Origin of the sequence: Rhodanobacter sp. AS-Z3, from assembly GCF_029224025.1 — a bacterium.
Lineage (GTDB): Bacteria > Pseudomonadota > Gammaproteobacteria > Xanthomonadales > Rhodanobacteraceae > Rhodanobacter.
This window is the reverse complement of sequence record NZ_CP119392.1, coordinates 2,917,969-2,941,291: the sequence shown is the minus strand read 5'-3', so window position 1 is coordinate 2,941,291 and position 23,323 is coordinate 2,917,969. Positions and strand designations below refer to the sequence as shown.

The following is a 23,323-nucleotide window of genomic DNA, read 5'->3' as shown; positions in this document are numbered from 1 at the left end:
GGCTTGATGGGCTTGCCCTTCCGCCTCAATCCAGGACGATTTGATCATGATGTCATGTTTGCATGCAGGCCTTGCCGTTGGCCGCGTTGTTTTCCGCAGGCGCCCGCTGGTTACCGCGATCCGCCAATCCTATCGCGTGGCTTTCTTGTGCGCCTCTTCGCTGCTGGTTGTCGGCGGCGCCCATGCAGCCACCACGGATGACGTGTCAAACGCCGCAATGGCGTCAAGCATTGCGCCGAACATGATCGAGGCGAAGCAACTGCAGGAAGTGGAAGTGCGCGCCGTAACGACTTCGGCAATCACCCTGGCGCCGGTGCAGAGTGAGCTGGATGCGACGCAGCCGCAGTCGGTGATCGGCCTGGACTACATCAACAATTACACGGCGCCCACCGCCGACTACGCCAGCATCGCCAACATCGCGCCGGCCGTGAGCAACATCAGCCCGGCCGGTCCGGGCCTGGGCGAATCCAAGCAGATGACCCTGCGTGGCTTCAGCGACAACCAGTACAACGTCAGTTATGACGGTATCCCGTTCGGCGACACCAACGACTTCAGCCACCACACCAGCAGCTACTTCCCGGCCAAGATGATCGGCGAGGTCAGTATCGATCGTGGTCCCGGCAGTGCCAGCACGCTGGGCGCAGCGACTTTCGGCGGCACCGTGGCGCTGCGCTCGAAGGACGCGCGCGACACGTTCTCGTTCATCCCCACCTTCAGCATCGGCAGCTATGGCACTACGCTGACGCATCTGGAGCTCAACACCGGCCGCATCGATGGCCTGGGCGGCGGCAAGTTGATCGCCAGCGTGCAATACAACGACACCGATACCGCCAATACGCATGCACCGATGCGGCGCACCACTGGTTACCTGAAGTACGTGCAGCCGGTGGGCGAGCACACCGAAATTACCTTGCTCAGCAACTACAACACGATCCACTTCAACAAGCCGGACAAGGGCACGCTCACCCAGCAGCAGATCAACACGCTGGGCCGCAACTTCGGCCTCAATACCGACCGTACCAGCACCGATTGCGACTGCTACAACTACCAGGACAAGAATACCGACATGGAATACCTGGGCGTCCACAGCGATTTCAGCGAGACCTGGCAGCTCGACAACAAGCTGTATACGTACGCGTATACCAATGGCAGCCACGAAAGCGCCTACGTGGGCACCAAGAGTTCGAAGACGGCAATGGGTGGCTACTACAAGGTCAACAACTACCGTGCCTGGGGCGACACATTCGAGCTGGCGCACACCGACGACAAAGGTCAGTTTCGTACCGGCGGCTGGTACGAATACACCGGCAACGACCGCTCCAGCGTAGCGCTGGACTACAGTCGCGGCGGCGCGACCGACGTCAAACCCGGCGGCAGCAACCCCTACGCGCCCTACAAATACACGATGAATGATCGCCTGCGTACCACGCAGCTGTACGCCGAGTACGCCTGGCAGGCCAGTGAAGCGCTCACCATCGCTCCGGGCATGAAAAACGTCGGCTTCACCCGTTACATCGACACGCCGTACAACCAGGGCACCAAGCTGCCGCTGAAGTACGACCAGACCTGGCGCAAGACGCTGGGCTACCTCAGCGGCAACTACCGCCTCGGCGCTGACTGGAGCATCTACGCGCAGGCCGCGCAGGGCTTTCTCGCCCCCAACCTCAACCAGTTTTACGTGCCTGATCCGCGCCTCAACCGCGCCCGTCCACAGCAGACGATGAACTACCAGTTCGGCACGGTATACAAGACCGACCGCTTCAACGCCGATGCCGACATCTTCTTCATCGACTACAACAACTACCCGCTCACCGCAGTCGATCCGGTCACCCACGATGACATCTACGCCACCGCCAAGGGTGCGCGCATGCACGGCGTGGAAGCGGAAGCTACCTATTACGTGGGCAGCGGTGTCAGCGTGTATGCCAACGGCTCGTTGCTCGACGCACGCTTCAAGCGCTCCAGTCTGGATATCCCCAACATCCCCGACAGCACCGCGGCGCTCGGCGTGAATTACGCCCAGAACGGCTTCTTCGCAGCGCTGGGCGGCAAGTACATCGGTGCGCAGAAGGTCTACAACGGCGACTTCAATCCCGATCAGGCCAATTCGGTCACCGCCACCAGCAACAGTGGCGGCTTCTGGCGCGCTGCGCTCAGCCTGGGCTACGGCCAGAAACTCAGCGGCTCGTTCATCAAGAGCTACAAGCTGAAGCTGCAGGTGGACAACCTGCTCGACGCCAACCAGCAGGTCGCCGACTCGGTGAAGAAGGGCGATACCTATTATCTCGTGCTGCCCGGACGGAGCTGGTTTGCCTCCGTGTCGCTGGCACTTTGACATGCAGCGGAGCAGTCGCATGAGCATGAATTTTACCCGCGTGTGTGTCGCCGTACTTGGCCTGTCGATGCTGAATATCGGCAACGCGCGCACCGCCCAACACTATCTCAGTGACGCCCAGCTGCATGAGGCCGTCGCCGTGCTTCCAGCGCCATCAGCCATGGGCAGCGCTGAAGACAGCGCCGATCGCACCGTCACCTTTCAGGCCTACACCACGCGAACAACGGAGCAGGCCGCGCTGTCGAAACAGGAAGAGGAGTTCGGGGTGTTCTCGTTCGCTGCCGTACTGGGTCCGGAGTTCACCGAGCAGCGGCTGCCAGCCACCGCTGCGTTGTTCGCCGAGGTGAAGAAGGAGACGAATCTCGCCAAGAACGAAGCCAAACAGACCTGGCACCGCGAGCGGCCCTGTCCGGTCAACTCATGCCAGTGGGACCCGGAAGGTGACGCTGTCGACTGGAAGAGCCGCGATTATGGCTACCCCAGTGGGCACAGCACGCGGGCAACGGTCTTCGCGCTGCTGCTCGGCCACTTGCTTCCGCAACGTGCGCAGGCGCTGGATCGCTACGCGCGGAGCGTGGGTTGGCGCCGGGTGGTGCGTGGCGTGCATACGCCGCAGGACATCTTCGCCGGCCGCGTGCTGGGACAGGCGTTGGTCCGCGACTTTCTGTCCAGCCCGGCCATCCGTCACGATCTCGATGCAGCAGCACGCGAACTGGAGGACGCTGGCTTCAACCGACAGGTTCCGGCAGGCGGTTAGCCGGTTGCCGAAAGACCTCTCGTTTTCGAACCACGCGTCGGGCACGCCACGTGCCCGACGCGTCCTGGCGAAGGTGATGGTTCACCGCATTAGAAATTTTTGGTGGATGCTGCCCACTGCTCAGCCGGTGGTGTCGTCCCATAGCGCCTGCCAACCCTGCGGCCCCAGCTTCTGCAGCGTGTCGATATTGCGCCGGTAGATCGCGTCGGTGTCGCTCATCTGTTCCATCGCCCGCTCGATGCTGGCTTCGCGCAGCAGATGCAGCGTGGGGAAGGGCGAGCGGTTGCTGTAGTTCTCCACATCCTCGGGCTCGCTGTCGGCGAACTGATACTGCGGATGGAAGCTGGCGACCTGCCATTCGCCTTCCAGACCCAGCGTTTGCACGGCAGCATCGGCGACGTCGAGGAAGTCGTTGTAGTCGAGGAAATCGCCCAGCACGAATGGATGGATCAGCAGGCCGGTTTCACATTCATCCGGGGTCAGTGCGTTGAGCGACTGCAGTTCGCCGCAGAGGTCGTCGAGCAAGGCATCGGTGTCGCGCGCCTGACTGACCCGCATGCGCAGCTTGCCCTGCACATGCGGCGCGCGGGCAAACGGGCACAGATTCAAGCCGATCACCGCGCGTTCCACCCAGCGGGTGGTCGCGGCAAGATAGGGCGCGTCCTCGGGCAGGGCGTCGGCGTTGAGATCGTTGGCGGGGGGCGTGTTCATGAACTTTCCGGTGTGATGGCGAGCGCGACTATAGCCGGGGCCAGCGCGCACGGTGAGGTTGGATTGGGCGGTTCACGTGCGATCATGCCCCTTTGGCCTGCCACAGACTGGGCCAAAGGGTCGCCTTGATGGCTGGCCGAAAGGTGTGTGCCAGCCTCGTGTTACGGGCAACCGTGGCAAAGCTGGCGTATCGTGCGTAGCCCCCTGGGGCATGACGAGGATTCATTCGTGGATGGTTCGAGCGGCCGGATGACAGGTGCGATGCACCGCGAATCCGGCGACAAACCAGAGGGTTCGGAAACCGCCGCAGCCCGCGGCGAGGCTGCGGCTGCGCGTGCGTGCGCTTCGGCGACGGGTCGATTCCACGGTCCGCAGCGCCGACCCAGCCCGCGTGCCTTGCCGGTGAGCTCTGGATCACGGCTTGCGCTTGCCGCGCCAGTTCGCTCGAAAAAAGCGCGCTTGGCACCGCGCTACCGTGCCACCGATTGGAAAGTCTTGATGCCAGCGCTGGCACGCCAGCGGCGATCGTCGGCGTCGTTGCAGCCGCTCGTTCCGCTGCTACGCGGGCGCGCGGTGGGATTCGGGCAATGGCTTGTCAGGTTGGCGGGGAGCGGCTGTGCGGCAGTGGCTTCCGGTGGCCAGTTTGTTCGCGCGCAAGCGATTGCGCGGAAGTCGGTACTGTTGGCGCCGCCTCGGTTGGCCATCGCCGCCTTGTTGGTTGTTGCTGCGGGCGCCGCGACAGCGCTGGGCGGCATGGCCTGGCACGGCGCTCATTCGACGGTGCCGGTAGCGAGGATCTCAGGTGTGGCGGCTGTACAGCCGGTCACGGCCAACGTGGCCCCACCGGTGGTCCAGCCAGTCGAGCAGACGGTGGTTCCACCTGCCACCGCGCTGGTGACAACGCATGACGAGCCGCTGGCGGAGGCCGGTCTTGCCGTTGATCGTGCCCCGGCTGCGCCCTCGGCCGAGCGGCTGCTGAGCGAAGTCAGCACGATGGACCTGATGATGCCGATGGCTGATCCGAATCTGGACATCACGTCTCGCCACAGCCTGTGGGCTCAGGTGGGCAAGGCGTATGACATTGATCCGCTGCTGCTGTACAGCGTGGCGCTGGTCGAATCGAAATCGCTGTATCCGGACGGCAAGGTGGCGCCGACACCGTGGCTGTTCCGGGTTGACGACCACCTGGTGCGCGGTGATCGCCAGCATGTGCAATTGCAGATGGCGGCAGCCAGCCAGTTTGGCTCGGCCGTGCAGGACGTGGGCATCATGCAGGTCTATTACCCGATGCATCGCGATGCCGTACGCGATCCGCTGATTCTGCTGGACCCGCGCACCAACATCACGGTAGCGGCGAAAATCCTGCGCGACGGTATGCACCGTACCCGCGACCGCGTGATGGGTGTGGGTTACTACCACAGCCGCACGCCAAGCCTGGCCAAGGGCTACGGCACGGCCGTGCTTACCGTGTATGAGCGATTGAAGGCAGAACGTCGCATTGCGCGCCGGCACAAGCCTGTCGCGCGCTGACATCTGATGCGGGCAGTTGGTGTCGCTGCCTTGCATCGCATCGCGGCCGCCCGAATATAAGCGGCATCCTCTTGCGGTCATCTCGGCATGTTCCAGTGGCGCTTCGACAATGCTTTCGTACGTGACCTGCCCGGCGATCCGGAGCAGGGCATCGGCCTGCGTCAGGTGGAAGGTGCGCTGTATTCGCGGGTCGATCCCACCCCGGTAGCGGCGCCAAGATTGCTCGCGCATTCGGCGGAAATGGCCGCTGTGCTGGACCTTTCCGAGGCTGATGTCCGCTCAGCCGAGTTCGCTCGCGTGTTCGGTGGCAACCTGTTGCTCGATGGCATGCAGCCCTACGCGGCAAATTACGGCGGCCACCAGTTCGGCCACTGGGCCGGGCAGCTTGGCGATGGCAGGGCGATTTCGCTGGGTGAGGTGATCAACGCGGCGGGCGAGCGTTGGGAGTTGCAATTGAAGGGCGCTGGCTTGACGCCGTATTCGCGCGGTGCGGACGGCCGTGCGGTGCTGCGCTCGTCGGTGCGCGAGTTCCTGTGCAGCGAGGCGATGCATCATCTGGGCGTGCCGACCACGCGTGCGCTCAGTCTGGTTGGCACCGGCGAGCCGGTATTGCGCGACATGTTCTACGACGGCAACGCAGCGACCGAGCCGGGCGCGATCGTCTGTCGTGCGGCGCCGTCGTTCATTCGTTTCGGCAACTTCGAATTGCCGGCGTCGCGTGGTGATGTCGGTCTGCTGCAGCAACTGGTCGCCTTCACCATCGAGCGTGACTATCCGGAACTCACGGGTAGTGGTGAAGCCTTGTACGCCGAATGGTTTGCCCAGGTGTGCGAGCGCACCGCCACGATGATTGCCCACTGGATTCGCGTCGGCTTCGTGCACGGCGTGATGAATACCGACAACATGTCGATCCTGGGCCTGACCATCGACTATGGCCCGTACGGCTGGGTCGACAATTACGACGCGGACTGGACGCCGAATACCACCGATGCACAGCGCCGCCGCTATCGTTTTGGCCAGCAGCCGGACGTGGCGTGGTGGAACCTGAGCCGACTGGCCGGTGCACTGGCGCCCTTGTTCGCGGACGTGGCGCCGCTGCAGGTGGGGCTGGATCGCTATGCGGCGGCCTACGCCGCTGCTGATCGCCGCAACATTGCCGCGAAACTCGGCCTCGCCGAATGTCGCGACGACGACGTGGTCTTGATGCAGTCCTTGCAGGCCTTGATGCAGCAGGCCGAGATCGATATGACGCTGTGGTTTCGCGCGCTGGGTGAGGTCGATCGAAACACGCCGACGCTGGCACCGATGCACGATGCGTTTTACGACGAGGCGAAACGGCGTGAAGCGGAGCCGGCGCTCAATGACTGGCTGACCCGCTACGCGGCGCGTCTTGCCGCTGATGCGTTGACACCCGAACAACGCCGCGAGCAGATGCGTCTGGCGAACCCGCGTTATGTACTGCGCAACTATCTGGCGCAGCAGGCGATCGATCGTGCCATGCAGGGCGATGCCGAAGGGATTGCCGAGCTGCTTGACGTGATGCGCCGCCCTTATGACGACCAGCCCGGTCGCGAGGCGTTTGCGCAGAAGCGGCCGGACTGGGCCAGGCATAAGGCCGGATGCTCGATGCTGTCGTGCAGTTCCTGACGGTCGACGTCGGTGGCTGTGATGAACGCTGGTTGCCGTGGACCCGATTGGATTAGCCATCGTCTGGTGACGAAAGCTCCGCGAAGTGGGGCAAGCCGACAATCGCCAGAACATACTGCATGCTTTCCGGGTCATTCAGCCGGCCACGTTCACCCCGACAGATTGAGTATCAGGCGATGGCTGCATTGAAAGGCCCGTTGGTCCAGGCCGTTGTGGAAGATTCCGAACGCCCGGGGAAGAAGTCTCTGCCGAGTCAGTTTGGCGCTGGCCTGATTACCGGTGCTGCCGATGATGACCCGAGTGGCATTGCCACCTATTCGCAGGTCGGTGCCGCGTACGGCTATGGCACGCTGTGGACGGTGGTGCTGGCATTGCCGCTGATGATCGGCATCCAGACCATCTGCGCACGGATTGGCCGGGTGACTGGCAAGGGGCTGGCCGCAAATATTCGCTCGCAATATCCGGCCCCGGTAGTGATGGGCTTTGTGTTTCTGCTGTTCATCGCCAACATCATCAATCTGTCGGCAGACATTGGCGCGATGGGTGCGGCGCTGAACCTGTTGATCGGTGGGCCGGCGGTGGCCTATGCGGTCGGCTTTGCGGCGCTGTCGGTCGTGCTGCAGGTGTTCATTCCCTTTGCCAGATATTCGCCGTTGCTGAAAGTGCTGACCTTCAGCCTGTTCGCCTATGTCGGCACGGTGCTGGTCATCGATGTGCCGTGGCTCGCGGTTGCCAAGGGCACCTTTCTGCCGACCATACATCTGGACGCCAAGTATGCCGTGGCGGTGGTGGCCGTGTTTGGCACCACGATCAGTCCCTACCTGTTTTTCTGGCAGGCCTCGGAAGAGGCCAACGAAGTGCGCATCACGCCTGGACGCAAGGCGCTGCGGCGTGCGCCGCAGCAAGGCCCGGCGGCGTTGCGGCGGATCAACGTGGACACGATCAGCGGCATGCTGTTTTCGGAAGTGGTGGCGTTTTTCATCATCCTGACTGCGGCGGTCGTCCTGCACGCCCATGGCCAGACCGACATCCAGACCTCGTCCGACGCGGCGGCCGCGCTGCGACCGATCGCCGGCCGGTTTGCGTTCTGGCTGTTTGCCGCTGGCATCATCGGTACCGGCCTGTTGGCGCTGCCCGTTTTGGCGGGCTCCTGCGCTTACGCGCTGGGCGAAGCGTTTCGCTGGAAGACGGGGTTGGAGTTCGCGCCGCGCAAAGCCCGCTTGTTTTACGCCACGATTGCGCTGGCGACCCTGTTCGGCGTGCTGCTGAGCTTCTCGCCGATCGACCCGATCCGCATGCTGTTCTGGAGTGCGGTGATCAACGGCGTGATCGCGGTGCCGCTGATGGTGGTGATCATGCTGCTGGCAGCGCAGCGCAAGGTGATGGGCAAGTTCGTCATCTCGCTGCGACTGAAACTGGTTGGCTGGCTGGCCACCCTGGTGATGGCGGCGGCCGCTGTGGTGATGTTTGCCACATGGGGTCAGTAGCGGGCCGTGCGCCCCCGGCTGGAACAGGCATTTGGTGCCCTCGAGACGATTCGAACGTCCGACCTGCCCCTTAGGAGGGGGCCGCTCTATCCAACTGAGCTACGAGGGCATCGCCGGGATTTTGGCATGGATCGCACGATGGCGCGATCCGCGCACACGCGGGTTCGCGCGTTGACAGCTGGCGGAGCGTCCGCAAAGGCGGTGCGGGAGCCGGTTGGCCAGCCCTGCTAGAATGGCGGATTACAGTTTTCATTCACGGTGCCTGCGGGCGCCGCACGTCTCAGGAGACATCCATGTCCCATGCAATCCTCAACGCGCTCAACCTCAAGGGCGAGCAGTCCGGCAGCTACCTCGGCCAGGGCGAGTGGTCCAAGACCACCGACGCCGGCGCGCTGCAGCCGGTGAATCCGGCCACCGGAGAAGTGCTCGGTACCGTGCATGCGTCCAGCGCGGCTGACTATGAAGTGATCGTCCAGCGCGCCCAGGCGGCATTCAAGGTGTGGAAGACCACGCCGGCGCCGCTGCGCGGTGAAGCGGTGCGCCTGTGTGGCGAAGCGCTGCGCAAGCACAAGGACGCGCTGGGTTCGCTGGTTGCACTGGAAATGGGCAAGATCAAGCCCGAAGGCGACGGCGAAGTGCAGGAGATGATCGACATCGCCGATTTCGCGGTGGGCCAGAGCCGCATGATGTACGGCGCAACCATGCACTCGGAGCGTCCCGGCCACCGCATGTATGACCAGTACCACCCGCTGGGTCTGGTCGGCATCATCAGCGCGTTCAACTTCCCGGTGGCGGTGTGGGCGTGGAATGCGATGCTGGCGACGATCGCCGGCGACATCTGCATCTGGAAGCCGTCGCCGAAGACCCCGTTGTCGGCGATCGCCACAATGAAGATCTGCAACGAAGCGCTGAAGGACGGCGGCTTCCCGGATCTGTTCTTCCTGTTCAACGATGCGGGCAGTGATCTGGCGCAGAGCTTCGTCGACGACAAGCGCATTCCGCTGATCAGCTTTACCGGTTCGACCAAGGTCGGCCGCATGGTCGGCGAGCGCGTCGCCCAGCGCATGGGTCGTTCGCTGCTGGAATTGGGTGGCAACAACGCGATCATTCTGGACGACACCGCCGACCTGAAGCTGGCGATCCCGGGCATCGTGTTCGGTGCCGTCGGTACCGCCGGCCAGCGCTGCACCACGACCCGTCGTTTGTTCGTGCAGGAGTCGATTTTCGACAACGTGGTCGACACCTTGGTCAAGGCGTATCAGCAGGTTGAAGGCAAGATCGGCGATCCGACCTTGGCCACCACGCTGATGGGTCCGCTGAACAGCCAGGAAGCGGTGCAGGGTTATCTGAAGGCGGTGGAAAATGCCAAGGCTGCGGGTGGCACCGTGCGCACCGGCGGCAAGGCGTTGACCGATCGCAAGGGCAACTTCGTACTGCCGACCATTGTCACCGGCGTGAAGAATTCCGATGACGTGGTGCAGACCGAAACGTTTGCACCGATCCTTTACGTGATGCCGTTCAAGACGCTGGACGAGGCGATCGACATGCAGAACGACGTGCCGCAGGGCCTGTCTTCGTCGATCTTCACCAACAACCTGCGCTCGGCCGAGCAGTTCCTGTCGGCCGCCGGTTCGGATTGCGGCATTGCCAACGTCAACATCGGCACCTCGGGTGCCGAGATTGGCGGCGCATTCGGTGGCGAGAAAGAAACGGGCGGCGGTCGCGAGTCCGGTTCGGATGCCTGGAAGGTCTACATGCGCCGCCAGACCAACACCATCAATTACTCCGATGCTCTGCCGCTGGCACAGGGCATCAAGTTCACGGTGTAATCAAGCAAGCCGTCGCAGGCGGTTCACTGCCTGCGACGGTTCCGTGCACGACGGCGTGGTTCCACCTTCCTGACGAGTGAGCAACCCGATGAGCTATCAACCGTCCTACCGGCCCGGCAATGCGACCAGTTCGCTGGCCGTGGTCAGCCTGGTGTTTGGCATCGTGACCTGGTTCCTGCTGCCTTTCATTGGTGCGCTGGTGGCGATTGTCTGCGGCCACCTGGCGCGTGGCGAAATTCGTCGCAGCCCGATCGACAACCGCATGGAAGGCGACGGCATGGCTGTGGCCGGTCTGGTGTTGGGTTACGTGCAGTTGGGCTTTTGCGTACTGGCTGGGTTGCTGCTGATGGCCGTGCTGTTTTTCGGCTTCGCGGTTGCCGGCTGGCATTGATCCACGCATGAGCGACCGGTCTTCGACTCCGTTCAACTTTCACGGCTATCGCGTGCTGGTTGCCGGCGGTAGTCGCGGTATCGGTCGCAGTATCGCGCTGAGTTTTGCCGAGGCCGGCGCGGCGGTGTCGATCTGTGCGCGCGGTGCAACGGCGTTGGAAGAAACCCGTCAAGCGATCGAAGCGCATGGCGTGATCGCACATGCGAAAGTTGGCGATCTCGCAGACGGCACGGCGATCGACGCGTGGATCGCTGAGGCGGCGAGTGCGCTGGGCGGTATCGATGTGCTGGTCAACAACGCCAGTGGCTACGGCTTCGGCGAGGGCGATGAAAGCTGGCTGGCTGGTTTCAACGTCGACTTGATGGCTGCCGTGCGTGCCTCGCGGGCTGCGTTGCCGTATCTGAAAGCTTCCGATCACGGCTGCATCCTGCATACCAGTTCGATCGCCGCGTTTCGTCCGCGTCCGAATGGCGCTGCCTATGCGGCGGTGAAGGCCGCGCTCAGCCAATACACGATGTCTCAGGCGGCGGCACTGGCCGCTGATCGCATCCGCGTCAATGCGATTGCACCGGGCTCGATCGCCTTTGCCGATGGCTTGTGGGATCGCCGCCGGGTCGAACAACCCGAGCTTTATCACGCCACCCTGGCAAAAATTCCGTTTGGTCGTTTCGGCAAGCCCGAAGAGATCGCCCACGCGGCGCTGTTCCTCGCCTCGCCATGGGCGGGTTGGATCACCGGCCAGACCCTCGTTGTCGATGGCGGGCAGATGCTCAGTGGCTGAGTGACGGCGGCCGGAACACTGGCAGGCTAGACTTCGCCGACGACTACCGTTTTCCTGTGGCTCATTGATCGGAAACCCATGTACGACATCCTGCGCCCGCTGCTGTTCAAGCTCGACGCCGAGAAGGCGCACCACCTGACCCTGTATGGGTTGGGCGTGGCCCAGCGCAGTGGGTTTGCGCACTGGATCGCCAAGCCGCCGGCGGATCTGCCGACCACGGTTTTCGGCATCACTTTCCCGAATCCGGTGGGCCTGGCTGCCGGGTTGGACAAGAACGCCGAACACCTGGACGCGCTCGATGCGTTGGGTTTCGGCTTCATTGAAGTCGGCACGGTGACGCCGCTGGCGCAACCCGGCAACGACAAGCCGCGCATGTTCCGGCTGCCGCAGCACGAAGCGATCATCAACCGGCTCGGCTTCAACAACGGTGGCGTCGATGCGCTGGTGCGCAACGTGCAGAAGTCGAGTTACCACGGTGTGCTCGGCATCAACATCGGCAAGAACAAGGACACGCCGAACGAGAAGGCGGTCAACGACTACCTGATCTGCCTGCACAAGGTCTACGAACACGCCACCTATATCACGGTGAATATTTCCTCGCCGAACACCGCTGGCCTGCGCGACCTGCAGCAGGAAGCCACGCTGTACAAATTCATTTCCGTGTTGCGCGCGGCACAGGAGCGGTTGGGCTCGCAACAGGGCAAGCGCAAGCCGATGTTGCTGAAGATTGCGCCTGATCTTTCGGAGCTCGAGCTTGATGCGATCGCTGAAGTGCTGCTGCGCACCGGTATCGACGGCGTCATTTGCAGTAACACCACGATCGATCACGATTCAGTGGCTGACGATCCGCGCGGAGGCGAAGCAGGCGGGCTATCCGGCAAACCGTTGTTTGCCCGCTCCACCGCGGTACTTGCCGGCATGCACCAGCGCTTGCAGGGGCGTATTCCGCTGGTTGGCGTGGGCGGCATTCTCGAAGGCAGTGATGCGGTCGAGAAACTCGATGCAGGCGCTTCGCTGGTGCAGGTCTATTCGGGTTTGATCTATCGCGGGCCGCATCTGATCGGTGAATGTGTCAACGAAATTCGTCGCCATCACGAGGCCGGTCATGGCCATTGAACGGGTAGAGATGCCTGCGGAGCGAACAGCCGTGCCAGCGGAGCGAATAGACATGCCAGCAGAGCGAATAGACATGCCAGCAGAGCGAATAGATATGGGCGGCTATACGCTGATCGAGCATGCCTCGCTGGCGTCGCGAAATACGCTGCGCGTGGACGCGCGTGCGCGCCTGCTGGCCGAAATTCGTGATGCCTCGAAGCTGCCCGAGCTGCTCGAATTCCTGGCTATCCGCAACGGCTGCGTGCTGCCCTTGGGTGAGGGCAGCAATGTGTTGTTCACCGGCGATTTCGACGGCACCGTGGTGGTCATGGCGACCCGCGGCGTGCAGGTTGAAAGCGATGGCGATAGTGCGCGCATCGCTGTGGCTGCGGGCGAGCGCTGGGATGATTTCGTGCGCTGGACCTTGGGTCAGGGGTATGCGGGTCTTGAGAATCTGATCCTGATTCCCGGTACCGTCGGTGCCGCGCCGATCCAGAACATCGGTGCCTACGGTTGCGAAGTGGCCGAGTTCGTCGAAAGCGTGGAAGCGTGGGATACCCGAGAACAGCGCGTGGTGATTCTCGATCACGCCACCTGCGCATTCGGCTACCGCGACTCGCTGTTCAAGCGCGAGCCCGGTCGTTACATCGTTACCGCCGTGCGTTTCCTGTTGCCGCGCAATCGCCCACTGCGAACCGACTACGCCGGCATCGACGAGCAGCTGGCGCGGATGGGTGTCGACAAGCCTGCGCCATTCCACGTGGCCGAAGCGGTGGTGCACCTGCGTACGAAAAAGCTGCCCGACCCGGCGGTGATCGGCAACGCAGGCAGCTTCTTCAAGAACCCGATCGTTGATGCCGCGCTGGCTGAAGCGCTGAAGCGCGAGCATCCCGAACTGGCTGCGTGGCCGCAAGCGGATGGCCGCAGCAAACTGTCGGCGGCATGGCTGATCGAAGCGGCCGGCTTCAAGGGGCTGCGTGAAGGTGACGCCGGCATCTCCAATCGGCATGCGCTGGTGCTGGTCAATCACGGCAATGCCACCGGTCCGCAACTGTGGGCGTTGGCGCAAAAAGTCATGGCAGGCGTACGCAAGAAGTTCGGCGTGCAGCTGGAACCGGAGCCAGTGGTAATCGGGAGCTAGGCCGCACGTCGAGGCAGGCTGCATCTGATTTCCTTCGACTGCCCTTCAAGTAACCATCCTGGTCACGCCTTCGAGCAAGCCGGGCGCGTGGAACCTCCGCGCCCGCCTTGTCTTCACGACGGGATGTCGCATGCCGATGGATCAGTTTGAATTGGCGCTCACGCGCATCGCCGTGGTCGTGCCGTGCACCGTGGGCCCCACAGGCTGCTTCCCGTCCGGCGTGTACTGCGTGAGGGTGAAGTCTCCGCTGTAGGCATTGTTGCCGGGAGCCAGCGTGATGTTCTCGCGGATATTCACCGGGCCGAGGAAGGTCTGGCCGGTGGCGTCCCAGTTCAACGCCCAGTGGTTGAGCCGGTAGGTGTGCGGCCCAGTCTGCGTCCATGCCCCCATGCAGAAGCTCTGGGTCTGCGGGGCCTTGCCGGAATTCATGATCTCGGTACCGTCGGCATGCCAGGTGACAAAGCCCTGGTCGGCCACGTTGCCTTGCACGGTGAACGTGAAGCGGTACAGGCCAGTGATGGGCTCAAGCTTTTGCAGGGGATTGGCGTAACCTCGGCCATCTTCATGTCGCATTGCCGCGGTTAGAGCAACGTTCGGTGAGTCTTGCGTGTACGTCAGCATCGTGGCGTGCAGGTTTGTGGGTGACTGGACGTTGCCGAAATCGCAAGCTCTTGCGTTGTGGCTGACGGCAATCGTCGAAAGGCCGATGGCAGCCAGAGTAATTGCTGCTTGCATACGAGTTTTCATGGGATTCTCCTGTGGCATGGCAAGGGCGACTCCGCTGTTCGCCTGGCCAGTAATCTGCGCTCTCTACACGTGCCAGTCATGATGGATAGGTGAGGGAATTGCGAGAAGATGCGTGGTCACCGTAGTGGTGACCTGATCCGGAAGGAGCATGCTGCGATATGGAAAACCGTAAGCACCCGATCCATCCTGCGGCGTCCGGTGCGTTCGCGTTCGCGAATGTGCTGATCGATGCGGATGCGCATCGGTTGACCCGTGATGGTCGCGATATCACGGTGGAGCCGAAAGCGTTTGCCGTGCTGCTGGAATTCCTGGCTCACCCTGGCCAACTGCTCAGTCGCGACGCCTTGCTGGATGCCGTCTGGGGACACAACTACGTAACGCCTGGCACGCTCAGTCGGATCATTGCGCAACTGCGGCGTGCGCTGGCGGACGACAGCGAGAACCCGCACTGCATTCAGACCGTGCACGCACTGGGTTATCGCTTCATCGCCTCCTTGCAGAAACCGCAAGTCGAAGGTGTGCCTGCGTTGCGTTTTTCACCATCAGCGCAAGCGCGCCTGCCCCAGCGCACGAGCCCGCTGATCGGGCGCGAGAACGACATCGAGCAACTACAGCAGCTATTGCAGAATGGCCGGCTGGTGACGGTGATCGGCGCAGGTGGGATAGGCAAGACGCAGACGGCACTCGAGGTCGCGCGACGGGTAGCGGCGGATTTCCCCGATGGGGTTTGGCTGAGCGATTGCACCATGCTTGAAGACGAGATCGCAGTCGCACGCGGTCTGGCCGAATTGTTTGATATCCGCGTCACCATGGGGGCGCAGGAGTTGATCGAGCGGCTGGGTGAACTGCTGCGCGAACGCCATCTGTTGCTCCTGTTCGACAACTGCGAGCGCATCGCCGCACCGCTGGGAAAGCTGGTCGAGATCTTGTTGGCAGCTTGCGCGGATGTGCGTGTGCTGGTGACCAGTCAGCATCGCCTGAACTGCGCCGGCGAGGGACTTTTCTGGTTGCCGCCGCTGGAGGTTCCCCCGCTGGGCGAGTGGGCCACGGACGAGCAGGTGGCCTGCCTGTCGCAAGTCCCCGCGATGCAATTGTTGCTGACGCGCTCGCGCGCGTTTGCCTCGAGTTTCGCCTTGACGCCGACCAATGCTCACCCGGTTGCCGAGATATGCCGGCGGCTTGATGGCTTGCCGCTGGCACTGGAGATCGCCGCGGCGCGGTTGCGCTTGCTCAGCCCGCAGCAATTGCTGGCGCGGATGGATGCCCATCTTCTCAACCTCGCCGAAACCAGTCCGAGCCGGCCAGCGCGGCATCAGACGCTGCATGCGCTGATCGCATGGAGCTTCACCCTGTTGTCGGAAGCTGAATTGTCCCTGCTCGGTGGGCTCAGCGTATTCGCCGGTGCCTGCACGCTCGGCGGTGCCAACGCCGTGGGCGCGGTGTTCGGTCTGGTGGACGAGCAGGTACTGGATCTGCTGGGCAGCTTGGTCGACAAATCCTTGCTTGCCGTGGATACCACCACCAATCCGCCGTGCTATCGCCTGCTGGACAGCGTGCGACTGTTTGCGCGCGAGAAGCTGGCCGAAAGCGGCGACGAACCGTGCGTAAGGGATGCGCACCTGGCGCACTTCGTCCAGCTTGCCGAACACGCCAATGAGAGCATTCGCGGGGATCGCCAGCAGCTTTGGTCCGAGCGGGTCAGGCGCGAATGGGCCAATCTGCGCGTCGCATTCGATCATGCGCTGTCACGGCCAGACGGTGCCGAGAGTGCGTTGGCCTTGAGTGGCAATCTTTGCTGGTACCTGCGGATGGGGGGCGACTATGTCGAATCGGCAAACTGGCTGGACCAGGCCTTGCGTGCCGGACGAGCACAGACACGACAGCGCGCGCAGGCACTGATCGCCATTGGCATCATGAATCACCAGATGCAGGCGCACGAGCAGGCCGGTCCGCAATTACGCGAAGGCATCGCGCTGGCCATGAAACTGGGCGACTTGTGGCTGGCCGGGGCGGGCAAGGCGGTGCTGGCGTTCGAGCTCGCGACGTGCGGGGAATTCACTGAGGCTGGTGTTTGCGCGGAATCGGCACTGAGCGTCGCCGAAGCGCAAGGCGACCCCTGGTTGCGCTCGATGGCGCTGTTGAGTCGTGGCATCACGCATGCGCTGAACAATCGGCATCGTGACGCAGAGGCCTGTCTCGGCGACGCCTTCGATGCGGTGACGTCGCCAAGCGGCGATCCTTTCCAGAAGGCCTATATCCTGATCAATCGTGCCTTGCAGCGTTTCTACCTGGGCGACCTGCCGGGTGCGGCACAGGATTGGCTGTTTGACCTCGATATCTTCATTGGGCTGCAGCACTGGCGTGGCGTGGCGGGCTGCGTCGAGGGCGCGGCCTATCTGGCGAGCGAGCGCGGCGACGCGCATTGCGCCGCCCGCTTCCTGGCCGCCGCCGCGCACCTGCGTGAGTTGACCCAGTCGCCACTCATGCCGCAGTGGCGCAACGCGCAAGTGGTGGCGCAGCGGAGGTCATGCGAAGAGCTCGGGCAGACCTTCGAGCAGGTGCGACGGGACGGTGCTGGGACCCGCTTCGAGCAGATCGCCGATGAGGCTCGCGCGCTGCTGGAAGACATCGCCACGGCTTAAGCTTTGCGCACGGGCAGCAACAGTCCTGCCGGATCATAGTGCGCACGCAGCGCCGCCAGTCGCTGCTGCGTGGCCGCATCGTGGCTGCGTGTGCCCAGGTCGGCTACGTCCCCGGTAAAGTTCGGCTGCATGTCGCTGCGCGCATGGGGCGCAAACGCAGTGCGCAGACCTTGCGTCCAGTCGCGGACGGCGGCGAGTCCTTCCGCGCCGCCCGCATGGCCGATCACGTTGATGAAGAACGGAACATCACGTTGCATGAAGGTCGTGGCATCGCGCGGGACTCTGGCCACCGCGCCGCCCAAGTGGTGGATGTGTACCTCGCAACGTGGGTCCGGTGGCGTTTCGGCGCCTGCGACTAGGGTATCGATCAGCGCGTCATCGAGCGCATCGAACTGCGAGGTCGTCCAGTAATAGTGGTCACCCGCCGGGGCCGTGGGGTCAAAGGTCTGCTGCCACGCGGCATACGGCATCACGCCTTCGTGGCGACCCAGCGGCTGGCCGTGATCGGCAAGCGGTGCCAGCACCCGCGTTCCCTCCGCGGGCTCGCCACTCCAGCAATAAGCCAGCGCAATGGCACGCTTCCCGTGGGTTGCCGGGGGGAGGAATGGCGCCGGCGGTGCGGTGGTGAAAACCAGCATCGCGGTCAGCGCGTCCGGCGCGTTCCGGGTGAACGTGCGGAATGCGCGCAACAGCTCGGCTGCACCTTCGATGGGGTGAAACACCACGCCGGCGAACACTTCGGCGACGGGATGCAACTGGTAGGTGAAGTGCGTGACAACCCCGAAACCACCCGCGCCGCCACGCAGCGCCCAGAACAGATCGGCATGCTGCCGTTCATTGACCACGATGCTGCGTCCATCCGCCAGCACGACGTCGGCCTCGAGCAGGTTGTCGACAGCCAGCCCGTAGTGGCGCATCAACCAGCCCACGCCACCGCCGAGTGTGTAGCCGCCGACACCCGTACTGGAGACCAGACCGCCGGTGGTAGCCAGGCCGTGCGGTGACGTCGCCGCGTCCACGTCCCGCCACAAGGCTCCGCCCTCGACCCTTGCGGTGCGCAATTGCAGATCGACCTCGACGCGATTCATGGCACCCAGGTCCAGCATCAGCGCATCCTCGCGCACCGCCAGTCCGGCCACGTTGTGGCCGCCGCCGCGCACGGTCATCGGCACCTGCGAGCGAGTGGCGAACCTGACGGCGGCGCGGACATCCTCGGCATCCAGACAGCGAGCGATCGCCAGCGGGTGCCGGTCAATCGCGCCGTTCCACACATGGCGGCGTTGCTCGTACTCCGGCTCGCCACGGCGCAGCACAGGGCCACGCAGTGCTGCGGCCAGTTCATCCCACGCCGGTGTGTGTGCAGCATCCAATTCGCTGGACATGACTTGCTCCTGTCTCGCTGAGGCATCGCGATGCGGTGGGATCACAGCACTAGCAGACAGCGTTTCCCGTTCCACTGCCTGGCGTCACTATGACCATCTTCGCAGGCACGGTCATGATGGAAGCATACGGCTTTGATGATGGCGGCACGCCAGGCCCGGCGGGGAGTGCCCGCCCTACCGTGCGGTGCGTGCAGTGCGCTGTTCGATATTCGGCAAAAACACCGTGATCAACCCCATCAACGGCAGATACGCGCACAGCTGGTAAACGTATTCGATGCCGTGGCTGTCGGCCAGTCCACCAAGCACCGCCGCACCGATGCCACCCATGCCGAAGGCCAAGCCGAAGAACAGGCCGGAAATCATGCCTACGCGGCCGGGAATCAATTCCTGCGCGTAGACCAGGATGGCCGAGAACGCCGAGGACAGCACCAGCCCGATGATCACCGTCAGCACGCCGGTCCACAGCAGGTTCGCGTGCGGTAGCAGCAGGCTGAACGGGGCCACGCCGAGTATGGATACCCAGATCACCCATTTGCGGCCGATGCGGTCACCCACCGGGCCGCCGATCAGCGAGCCGATGGCTACTGCGAACAGGAAGACAAACAGGTGGACCTGCGCGCTCTGCACCGACAGGCCGAATTTGTGGATCAGGTAAAACGTGTAGTAGCTGCTGAGACTGGCCAGGTAAAAATACTTGGAGAAGATCAGCAAGCCGAGAATCACCAGCGCCGCAATGATCTTGTTACGTGACAGCGAAATCACATTGAGGTGGCGTGACGGCGATTGGCTGCGCGCCACATGATGGCGGCCGTACCAGCGGCCGACCTGCAGCAGCACCACGATGGCCAGCAACGCGGCCAGCGAGAACCACGCCACGCTGCCTTGCCCATACGGCACGATGATCCACGCAGCCAGCAGCGGCCCCAGTGACGAGCCGGTATTGCCGCCGACCTGGAACAGCGACTGCGCCAGCCCGTGCCGTCCACCGGAAGCCATCCGCGCCACCCGTGACGATTCCGGATGAAATACCGCCGAGCCGGTGCCGACCAGCGCAACGGCCAGCAGCAGCATCGTGAAACTCGGCGCCACGGCAAGCAACAGCAAGCCGCACAGCGTGAAGCCCATGCCGATGGGCAGCGAGTAGGGCATCGGCCGCTTGTCGGTAACCATGCCCACCAATGGCTGCAGCATCGAGGCGGTGAGCTGGAACACCAGGGTGATCAGGCCGACCTGGGCGAAGCTCAGGTGGAAGTTGCCTTTCAACAAGGGGTAGATCGCCAGGATCAGCGACTGGATCATGTCGTTGAGCATGTGCGCGAAGCTGATGCCGCCGAGCACCGCGAACTGGGTACGTTCGCTGGCGGGTCCGGGAACGTCGGAGGCGGGGATTGCCGCAGGGGAGATCAAGGCGCTTTCGACGCGGGTCTGCATGAGGTGGTTGACTGTGTGGGGCGGCGTGGGGGTGCCAACGATAAGGCAACTCGCCAGCGTGCTGCATGTGCCACGCGTCGTCTGGCCTGTGTTGCCGGTCATCGACAAGGCAACACAGCCTGAGTGCAAGCTGACCCGGGAAGGCATGCCGCGACTGGCGGCACCGCAGGCAAGCTACCATGGGCTGCCACCCCGTCCTTGCTGCATGATTTGCCGATGAACAGCCGCACTATTCGCCCTGACTCGCCTGCCGCCGCCAATGATGCGGCGCCGTTGGCAATGACTGTGGATCTGGCCGACAGCCGTCTATACATCCATCGCGAGTTGTCGCAGCTGCAGTTCAATGTCCGCGTGCTGGATCAGGCGCTGGACGAGCGAACGCCGTTGCTGGAACGACTGCGGTTCCTGCTGCTGTTCTCGCGCAACATGGACGAGTTCTTCGAGATTCGCGTGGCCGGGCTGAAAGGGCAGATTGCGCTGGACCACGAAATCATCGGGCCGGACGGTATCGCGCCGAAACGCGCGCTGGCGATGATCAGCGAAATCGCGCATCGGCAGATCGAGCGGCAGTACGCGATCCTCAACGAGCGCATCCTGCCGGAGCTGGCGCAGCAGGGCATTCGCATCGTGCGACGTTCGCAGTGGACGCCGAAACAGAAGCAATGGGTACAGCGCCATTTTCGTCAGGAGGTGGCGCCGCTGGTGACGCCGATCGGGCTTGACCCGACCCATCCGTTCCCGCGACTGGTCAACAAGAGCCTCAACTTCATCGTGCAGCTGGATGGCGTCGATGCGTTCGGTCGCAACTCCGGGCTGGCCGTAGTGCCCGCACCACGCGTATTGCCGCGCTTGATCCAGATGCCGGCAGAAGTGTGCGAAGGCGGCGACAACTATGTGTTGTTGTCGTCGATCATCCATGCCCATGTGGAAGAGCTGTTCCCCGGCATGGACGTGCTCGGTTGCTACCAGTTCCGCTTGACCCGCAACGCCGACCTCACGCTGGACCCCGAAGACGTCGAAGACCTCGCGCTGGCCTTGCGTGGCGAGCTGTATTCGCGCCGCTTTGGTGACGCGGTGCGACTGGAGGTGGCGGACAACTGCCCGAAGGTGCTTGCCGATCACCTGCTCAAGCAATTCGGTCTGGCCGAGTCCGAACTTTACGAAGTGAACGGTCCGGTAAACCTGGCCCGGCTGTTCCTGATTGCCAGTCACGCCAACTATCCGCGACTGCAATATCCGCCGATCACGCCGGCGTTGCCGAAAGCGCTGCGGCACGCGGATGACCTGTTTCAAGTGATTGGCAAGCACGACGTGCTGCTGTTGCATCCCTACGAATCGTTTGCGCCGGTGGTGGATCTGTTGCGGCAGGCATCGTGCGATCCGCAGGTGCTGACGATCAAGCAGACGCTGTATCGCACCAATGCGAAGTCGGAGATTGTCGATGCCCTGGTCGACGCCGCGCGTTCGGGCAAGGAAGTCACCGCGGTGGTGGAGTTGCGCGCGCGCTACGAAGAAGAATCCAACCTCAGCCTTGCCGAACGCCTGCAGCAGGCGGGTGCGGTGGTGATCTACGGCGTGGTCGGCATCAAGACGCACGCGAAGATGATGCTGATTCAGCGCCGCGAGGGCGACAAGCTGGTGCGCTATGCCCACTTGGGTACCGGCAACTACCACAGCGGCAACGCGCGTTTGTACGCCGATTACAGCTTGCTCACTTCGGATGTGGCCTTGTGCGAGGACGTGCACAAGCTGTTCAGTGAGCTGACTGGCATGGGCACGGTGCTGCACATGAAGAAGCTGCTGCATGCGCCGTTCACGCTGAAACCCCGGCTGCTGGAAATGATTGCCGCGGAAACAGTGCATGCCGCGGCGGGCAGGTCGGCGCAGATCATCCTCAAGCTCAATGCGTTGACCGACCCTGGCGTGATTCGCGCGCTGTATCAGGCCAGTATCGCCGGGGTGCAGATTGAGCTGATCGTGCGCGGCATCTGCAGCCTGCGACCCGGCGTCGAAGGAGTTTCGGAAAACATCCGGGTACGTTCGATCATCGGCCGTTTTCTTGAACACAATCGCGTGTACTGGTTTGCCAACGATGGCGAGCCCCGGCTGTATCTGTCCAGCGCCGACCTGATGGAGCGCAGTCTCGATCGTCGCGTGGAAGTGGCCTTCCCGATCGACGGCCGCAAGCTGCAGCAACGTATTCATCATGCGCTGGAGCTGTGCCTGGCCGACAACGTGGGCACCTACCACCTGCAGGCCGACGGCGACTACCAGCGCCCAGTGCCTGTCGCTGGTGAGCCGGTGCATGACATGCAGGCGGAGTTGATGGCCTTGCTGTGTGGCACCGGCGCCGTCCACTGAGCCGATCGAACCTGGCTGTCCACCGATTTCGTTCCCTCGCGTTGCCATGGGTATCTAGCCCGCGCCCGCCATGGAGCATGTGATGGTCCGATTGTCGCGTTTCGCTGTCAGCGTTCTGCTGCTGACCCTGGTGGTCGTCTGCGCCGAATCATCGGCCAGTTCGCTGCGCGATACCTTGCTGGCGCGCCGCCAGGTTGCCGGCAATACCGGCACGCCGGTACTTCCTGCGGGCACTCGCGTGATCCGCGACGTGGCCTACGGCAACGATCCGCGCCAGCGTTTTGATGTGTACGCACCGGCGCAGGCAGCGCACGCGCCGGTGATCTTCATGGTGCACGGTGGCGGCTGGCGTCGCGGTGACAAGGCGATGGACAACGTGGTGGCGAACAAGGTGGCACGCTGGCTGCCGCGTGGCTTCATCGTCATCTCCACCAACTACCGCATGCGTCCGGACACGGCGCCCTTGCAACAGGCCGAGGACGTGGCTCGCGCGCTGGCCATGGCCCAGCGTCAGGCCGCGCAGTGGGGCGGTGATGCGCAGCGCTTCATCCTGATGGGCCATTCGGCGGGGGCGCATCTGGTGGCACTGCTCAGCGCCGCGCCGGCTTTGGCGAAGGCTCAAGGCGCGCAGCCGTGGCTGGGCGCGATCTCGCTGGATGGCGGCAGCCTGGATGTGGTGCAGACCATGCAGGCGCCGCACTTTCCACTATTCGACGAAGCGTTCGGCGCCAACCCCGCAGACTGGCGGGCGGCTTCGCCGTTCCAGCAACTGCAGGGTCGCATCGTGCCGTTCCTTGCCGTGTGTTCCAGTCAGCGGCTGAACTCCTGTGCGCAGTCGCACGCCTTCGTCGGCAAGGCCAGGTCATTCGGCAGCCAGGCCAGCGTGCTGGAAGAAGACCTGTCGCACGGCGAGATCAACCAGCAGCTTGGCCTGCCTGCGGATTACACACGGGCGGTCGAGCGCTTCATGCGTTCGCTCGATCCCGCCGTGTCGCGTTTGCTGGACGATCAGGCGGCGCGCATCGCCGCCTTGCCGGTGGTGATCGACCGCTGATT

At 63.4% G+C, this 23,323-nt stretch carries 17 protein-coding genes and 1 tRNA gene; 13 read left to right on the top strand and 5 right to left on the bottom strand.

Annotated features, from left to right (window positions below; all coding sequences use genetic code 11):
• The first annotated feature begins 217 nt into the window (after nt 1-217).
• Both PY254_RS13125 and PY254_RS13120 read left to right on the top strand, forming a co-directional pair.
• Nucleotides 218-2,335: a TonB-dependent receptor gene (locus tag PY254_RS13125; RefSeq protein WP_281012489.1), complete on the top strand. Its 2,118-nt coding sequence runs from the start codon at nt 218-220 to the stop codon at nt 2,333-2,335.
• A gap of 19 nt (nt 2,336-2,354) precedes the next feature.
• The gene (locus PY254_RS13120) at nt 2,355-3,092 is read left to right on the top strand and encodes a phosphatase PAP2 family protein (RefSeq protein WP_281012488.1); all 738 of its coding nucleotides are present in this window, start codon (nt 2,355-2,357) and stop codon (nt 3,090-3,092) included.
• A 120-nt stretch (nt 3,093-3,212) separates the two neighbouring features.
• On the opposite strand, the gene PY254_RS13115 is transcribed toward PY254_RS13120, so the two are convergent.
• Nucleotides 3,213-3,803, bottom strand: coding sequence for a DUF1415 domain-containing protein (locus tag PY254_RS13115; RefSeq protein WP_281012487.1), 591 nt, complete (start codon nt 3,801-3,803; stop codon nt 3,213-3,215).
• A gap of 804 nt (nt 3,804-4,607) precedes the next feature.
• Here PY254_RS13115 and PY254_RS13110 point away from each other — a divergent pair.
• From PY254_RS13110 to PY254_RS13100, 3 genes are all read left to right on the top strand, one after another.
• Nucleotides 4,608-5,333, top strand: coding sequence for a lysozyme family protein (locus PY254_RS13110; RefSeq protein ID WP_281012486.1), 726 nt, complete (start codon nt 4,608-4,610; stop codon nt 5,331-5,333).
• A gap of 87 nt (nt 5,334-5,420) precedes the next feature.
• Complete coding sequence (locus tag PY254_RS13105; protein ID WP_281012485.1) at nt 5,421-6,980, top strand: protein adenylyltransferase SelO; 1,560 nt, start codon at nt 5,421-5,423, stop codon at nt 6,978-6,980.
• 176 nt (nt 6,981-7,156) lie between these two features.
• Nucleotides 7,157-8,467, top strand: a complete 1,311-nt coding sequence (locus PY254_RS13100) for an NRAMP family divalent metal transporter (protein ID WP_281012484.1) — start codon at nt 7,157-7,159, stop codon at nt 8,465-8,467.
• A gap of 32 nt (nt 8,468-8,499) precedes the next feature.
• Here the strand turns inward: PY254_RS13100 and PY254_RS13095 are convergent.
• A tRNA-Arg gene (locus PY254_RS13095) sits at nt 8,500-8,576 on the bottom strand.
• A gap of 184 nt (nt 8,577-8,760) precedes the next feature.
• Between PY254_RS13095 and PY254_RS13090 the strand changes: the two genes are divergently transcribed.
• The 5 genes from PY254_RS13090 to murB all read left to right on the top strand — a co-directional run bounded on the left by PY254_RS13090 (nt 8,761) and on the right by murB (nt 13,704).
• Nucleotides 8,761-10,296: an L-piperidine-6-carboxylate dehydrogenase gene (locus PY254_RS13090; RefSeq protein WP_281012483.1), complete on the top strand. Its 1,536-nt coding sequence runs from the start codon at nt 8,761-8,763 to the stop codon at nt 10,294-10,296.
• 88 nt (nt 10,297-10,384) lie between these two features.
• Nucleotides 10,385-10,687, top strand: a complete 303-nt coding sequence (locus tag PY254_RS13085) for a DUF4190 domain-containing protein (protein ID WP_281012482.1) — start codon at nt 10,385-10,387, stop codon at nt 10,685-10,687.
• A gap of 7 nt (nt 10,688-10,694) precedes the next feature.
• The gene (locus PY254_RS13080) at nt 10,695-11,468 is read left to right on the top strand and encodes an SDR family NAD(P)-dependent oxidoreductase (RefSeq protein ID WP_281012481.1); all 774 of its coding nucleotides are present in this window, start codon (nt 10,695-10,697) and stop codon (nt 11,466-11,468) included.
• 78 nt (nt 11,469-11,546) lie between these two features.
• Complete coding sequence (locus PY254_RS13075; RefSeq protein WP_281012480.1) at nt 11,547-12,584, top strand: quinone-dependent dihydroorotate dehydrogenase; 1,038 nt, start codon at nt 11,547-11,549, stop codon at nt 12,582-12,584.
• 94 nt (nt 12,585-12,678) lie between these two features.
• On the top strand, nt 12,679-13,704 hold the full coding sequence (gene murB / locus PY254_RS13070) for a UDP-N-acetylmuramate dehydrogenase (protein ID WP_281015221.1): 1,026 nt from the start codon (nt 12,679-12,681) through the stop codon (nt 13,702-13,704).
• A gap of 141 nt (nt 13,705-13,845) precedes the next feature.
• On the opposite strand, the gene PY254_RS13065 is transcribed toward murB, so the two are convergent.
• The gene (locus PY254_RS13065) at nt 13,846-14,451 is read right to left on the bottom strand and encodes a hypothetical protein (protein ID WP_281012479.1); all 606 of its coding nucleotides are present in this window, start codon (nt 14,449-14,451) and stop codon (nt 13,846-13,848) included.
• A 158-nt stretch (nt 14,452-14,609) separates the two neighbouring features.
• Here PY254_RS13065 and PY254_RS13060 point away from each other — a divergent pair, with 158 nt between their 5' ends.
• Nucleotides 14,610-17,093, top strand: a complete 2,484-nt coding sequence (locus PY254_RS13060; protein ID WP_281012478.1) for an ATP-binding protein — start codon at nt 14,610-14,612, stop codon at nt 17,091-17,093.
• Here PY254_RS13060 and PY254_RS13055 read toward each other — a convergent pair.
• Entirely contained in the window at nt 17,090-18,475 is a 1,386-nt protein-coding gene (locus tag PY254_RS13055) for an FAD-binding oxidoreductase (RefSeq protein WP_281012477.1), read from the bottom strand. The genes PY254_RS13060 and PY254_RS13055 overlap by 4 nt on opposite strands.
• A gap of 174 nt (nt 18,476-18,649) precedes the next feature.
• Complete coding sequence (locus PY254_RS13050) at nt 18,650-19,906, bottom strand: MFS transporter (protein ID WP_345781813.1); 1,257 nt, start codon at nt 19,904-19,906, stop codon at nt 18,650-18,652.
• A 279-nt stretch (nt 19,907-20,185) separates the two neighbouring features.
• On the opposite strand from PY254_RS13050, the gene ppk1 reads away from it, so the two are divergent.
• Nucleotides 20,186-22,267, top strand: a complete 2,082-nt coding sequence (gene ppk1, locus PY254_RS13045) for a polyphosphate kinase 1 (protein WP_345781839.1) — start codon at nt 20,186-20,188, stop codon at nt 22,265-22,267.
• Nucleotides 22,268-22,349: 82 nt separating this feature from the next.
• Nucleotides 22,350-23,321 (top strand): alpha/beta hydrolase, encoded by a 972-nt coding sequence (locus PY254_RS13040; protein ID WP_281012475.1) that lies wholly within the window; start codon nt 22,350-22,352, stop codon nt 23,319-23,321.
• Nucleotides 23,322-23,323: the final 2 nt, after the last annotated feature.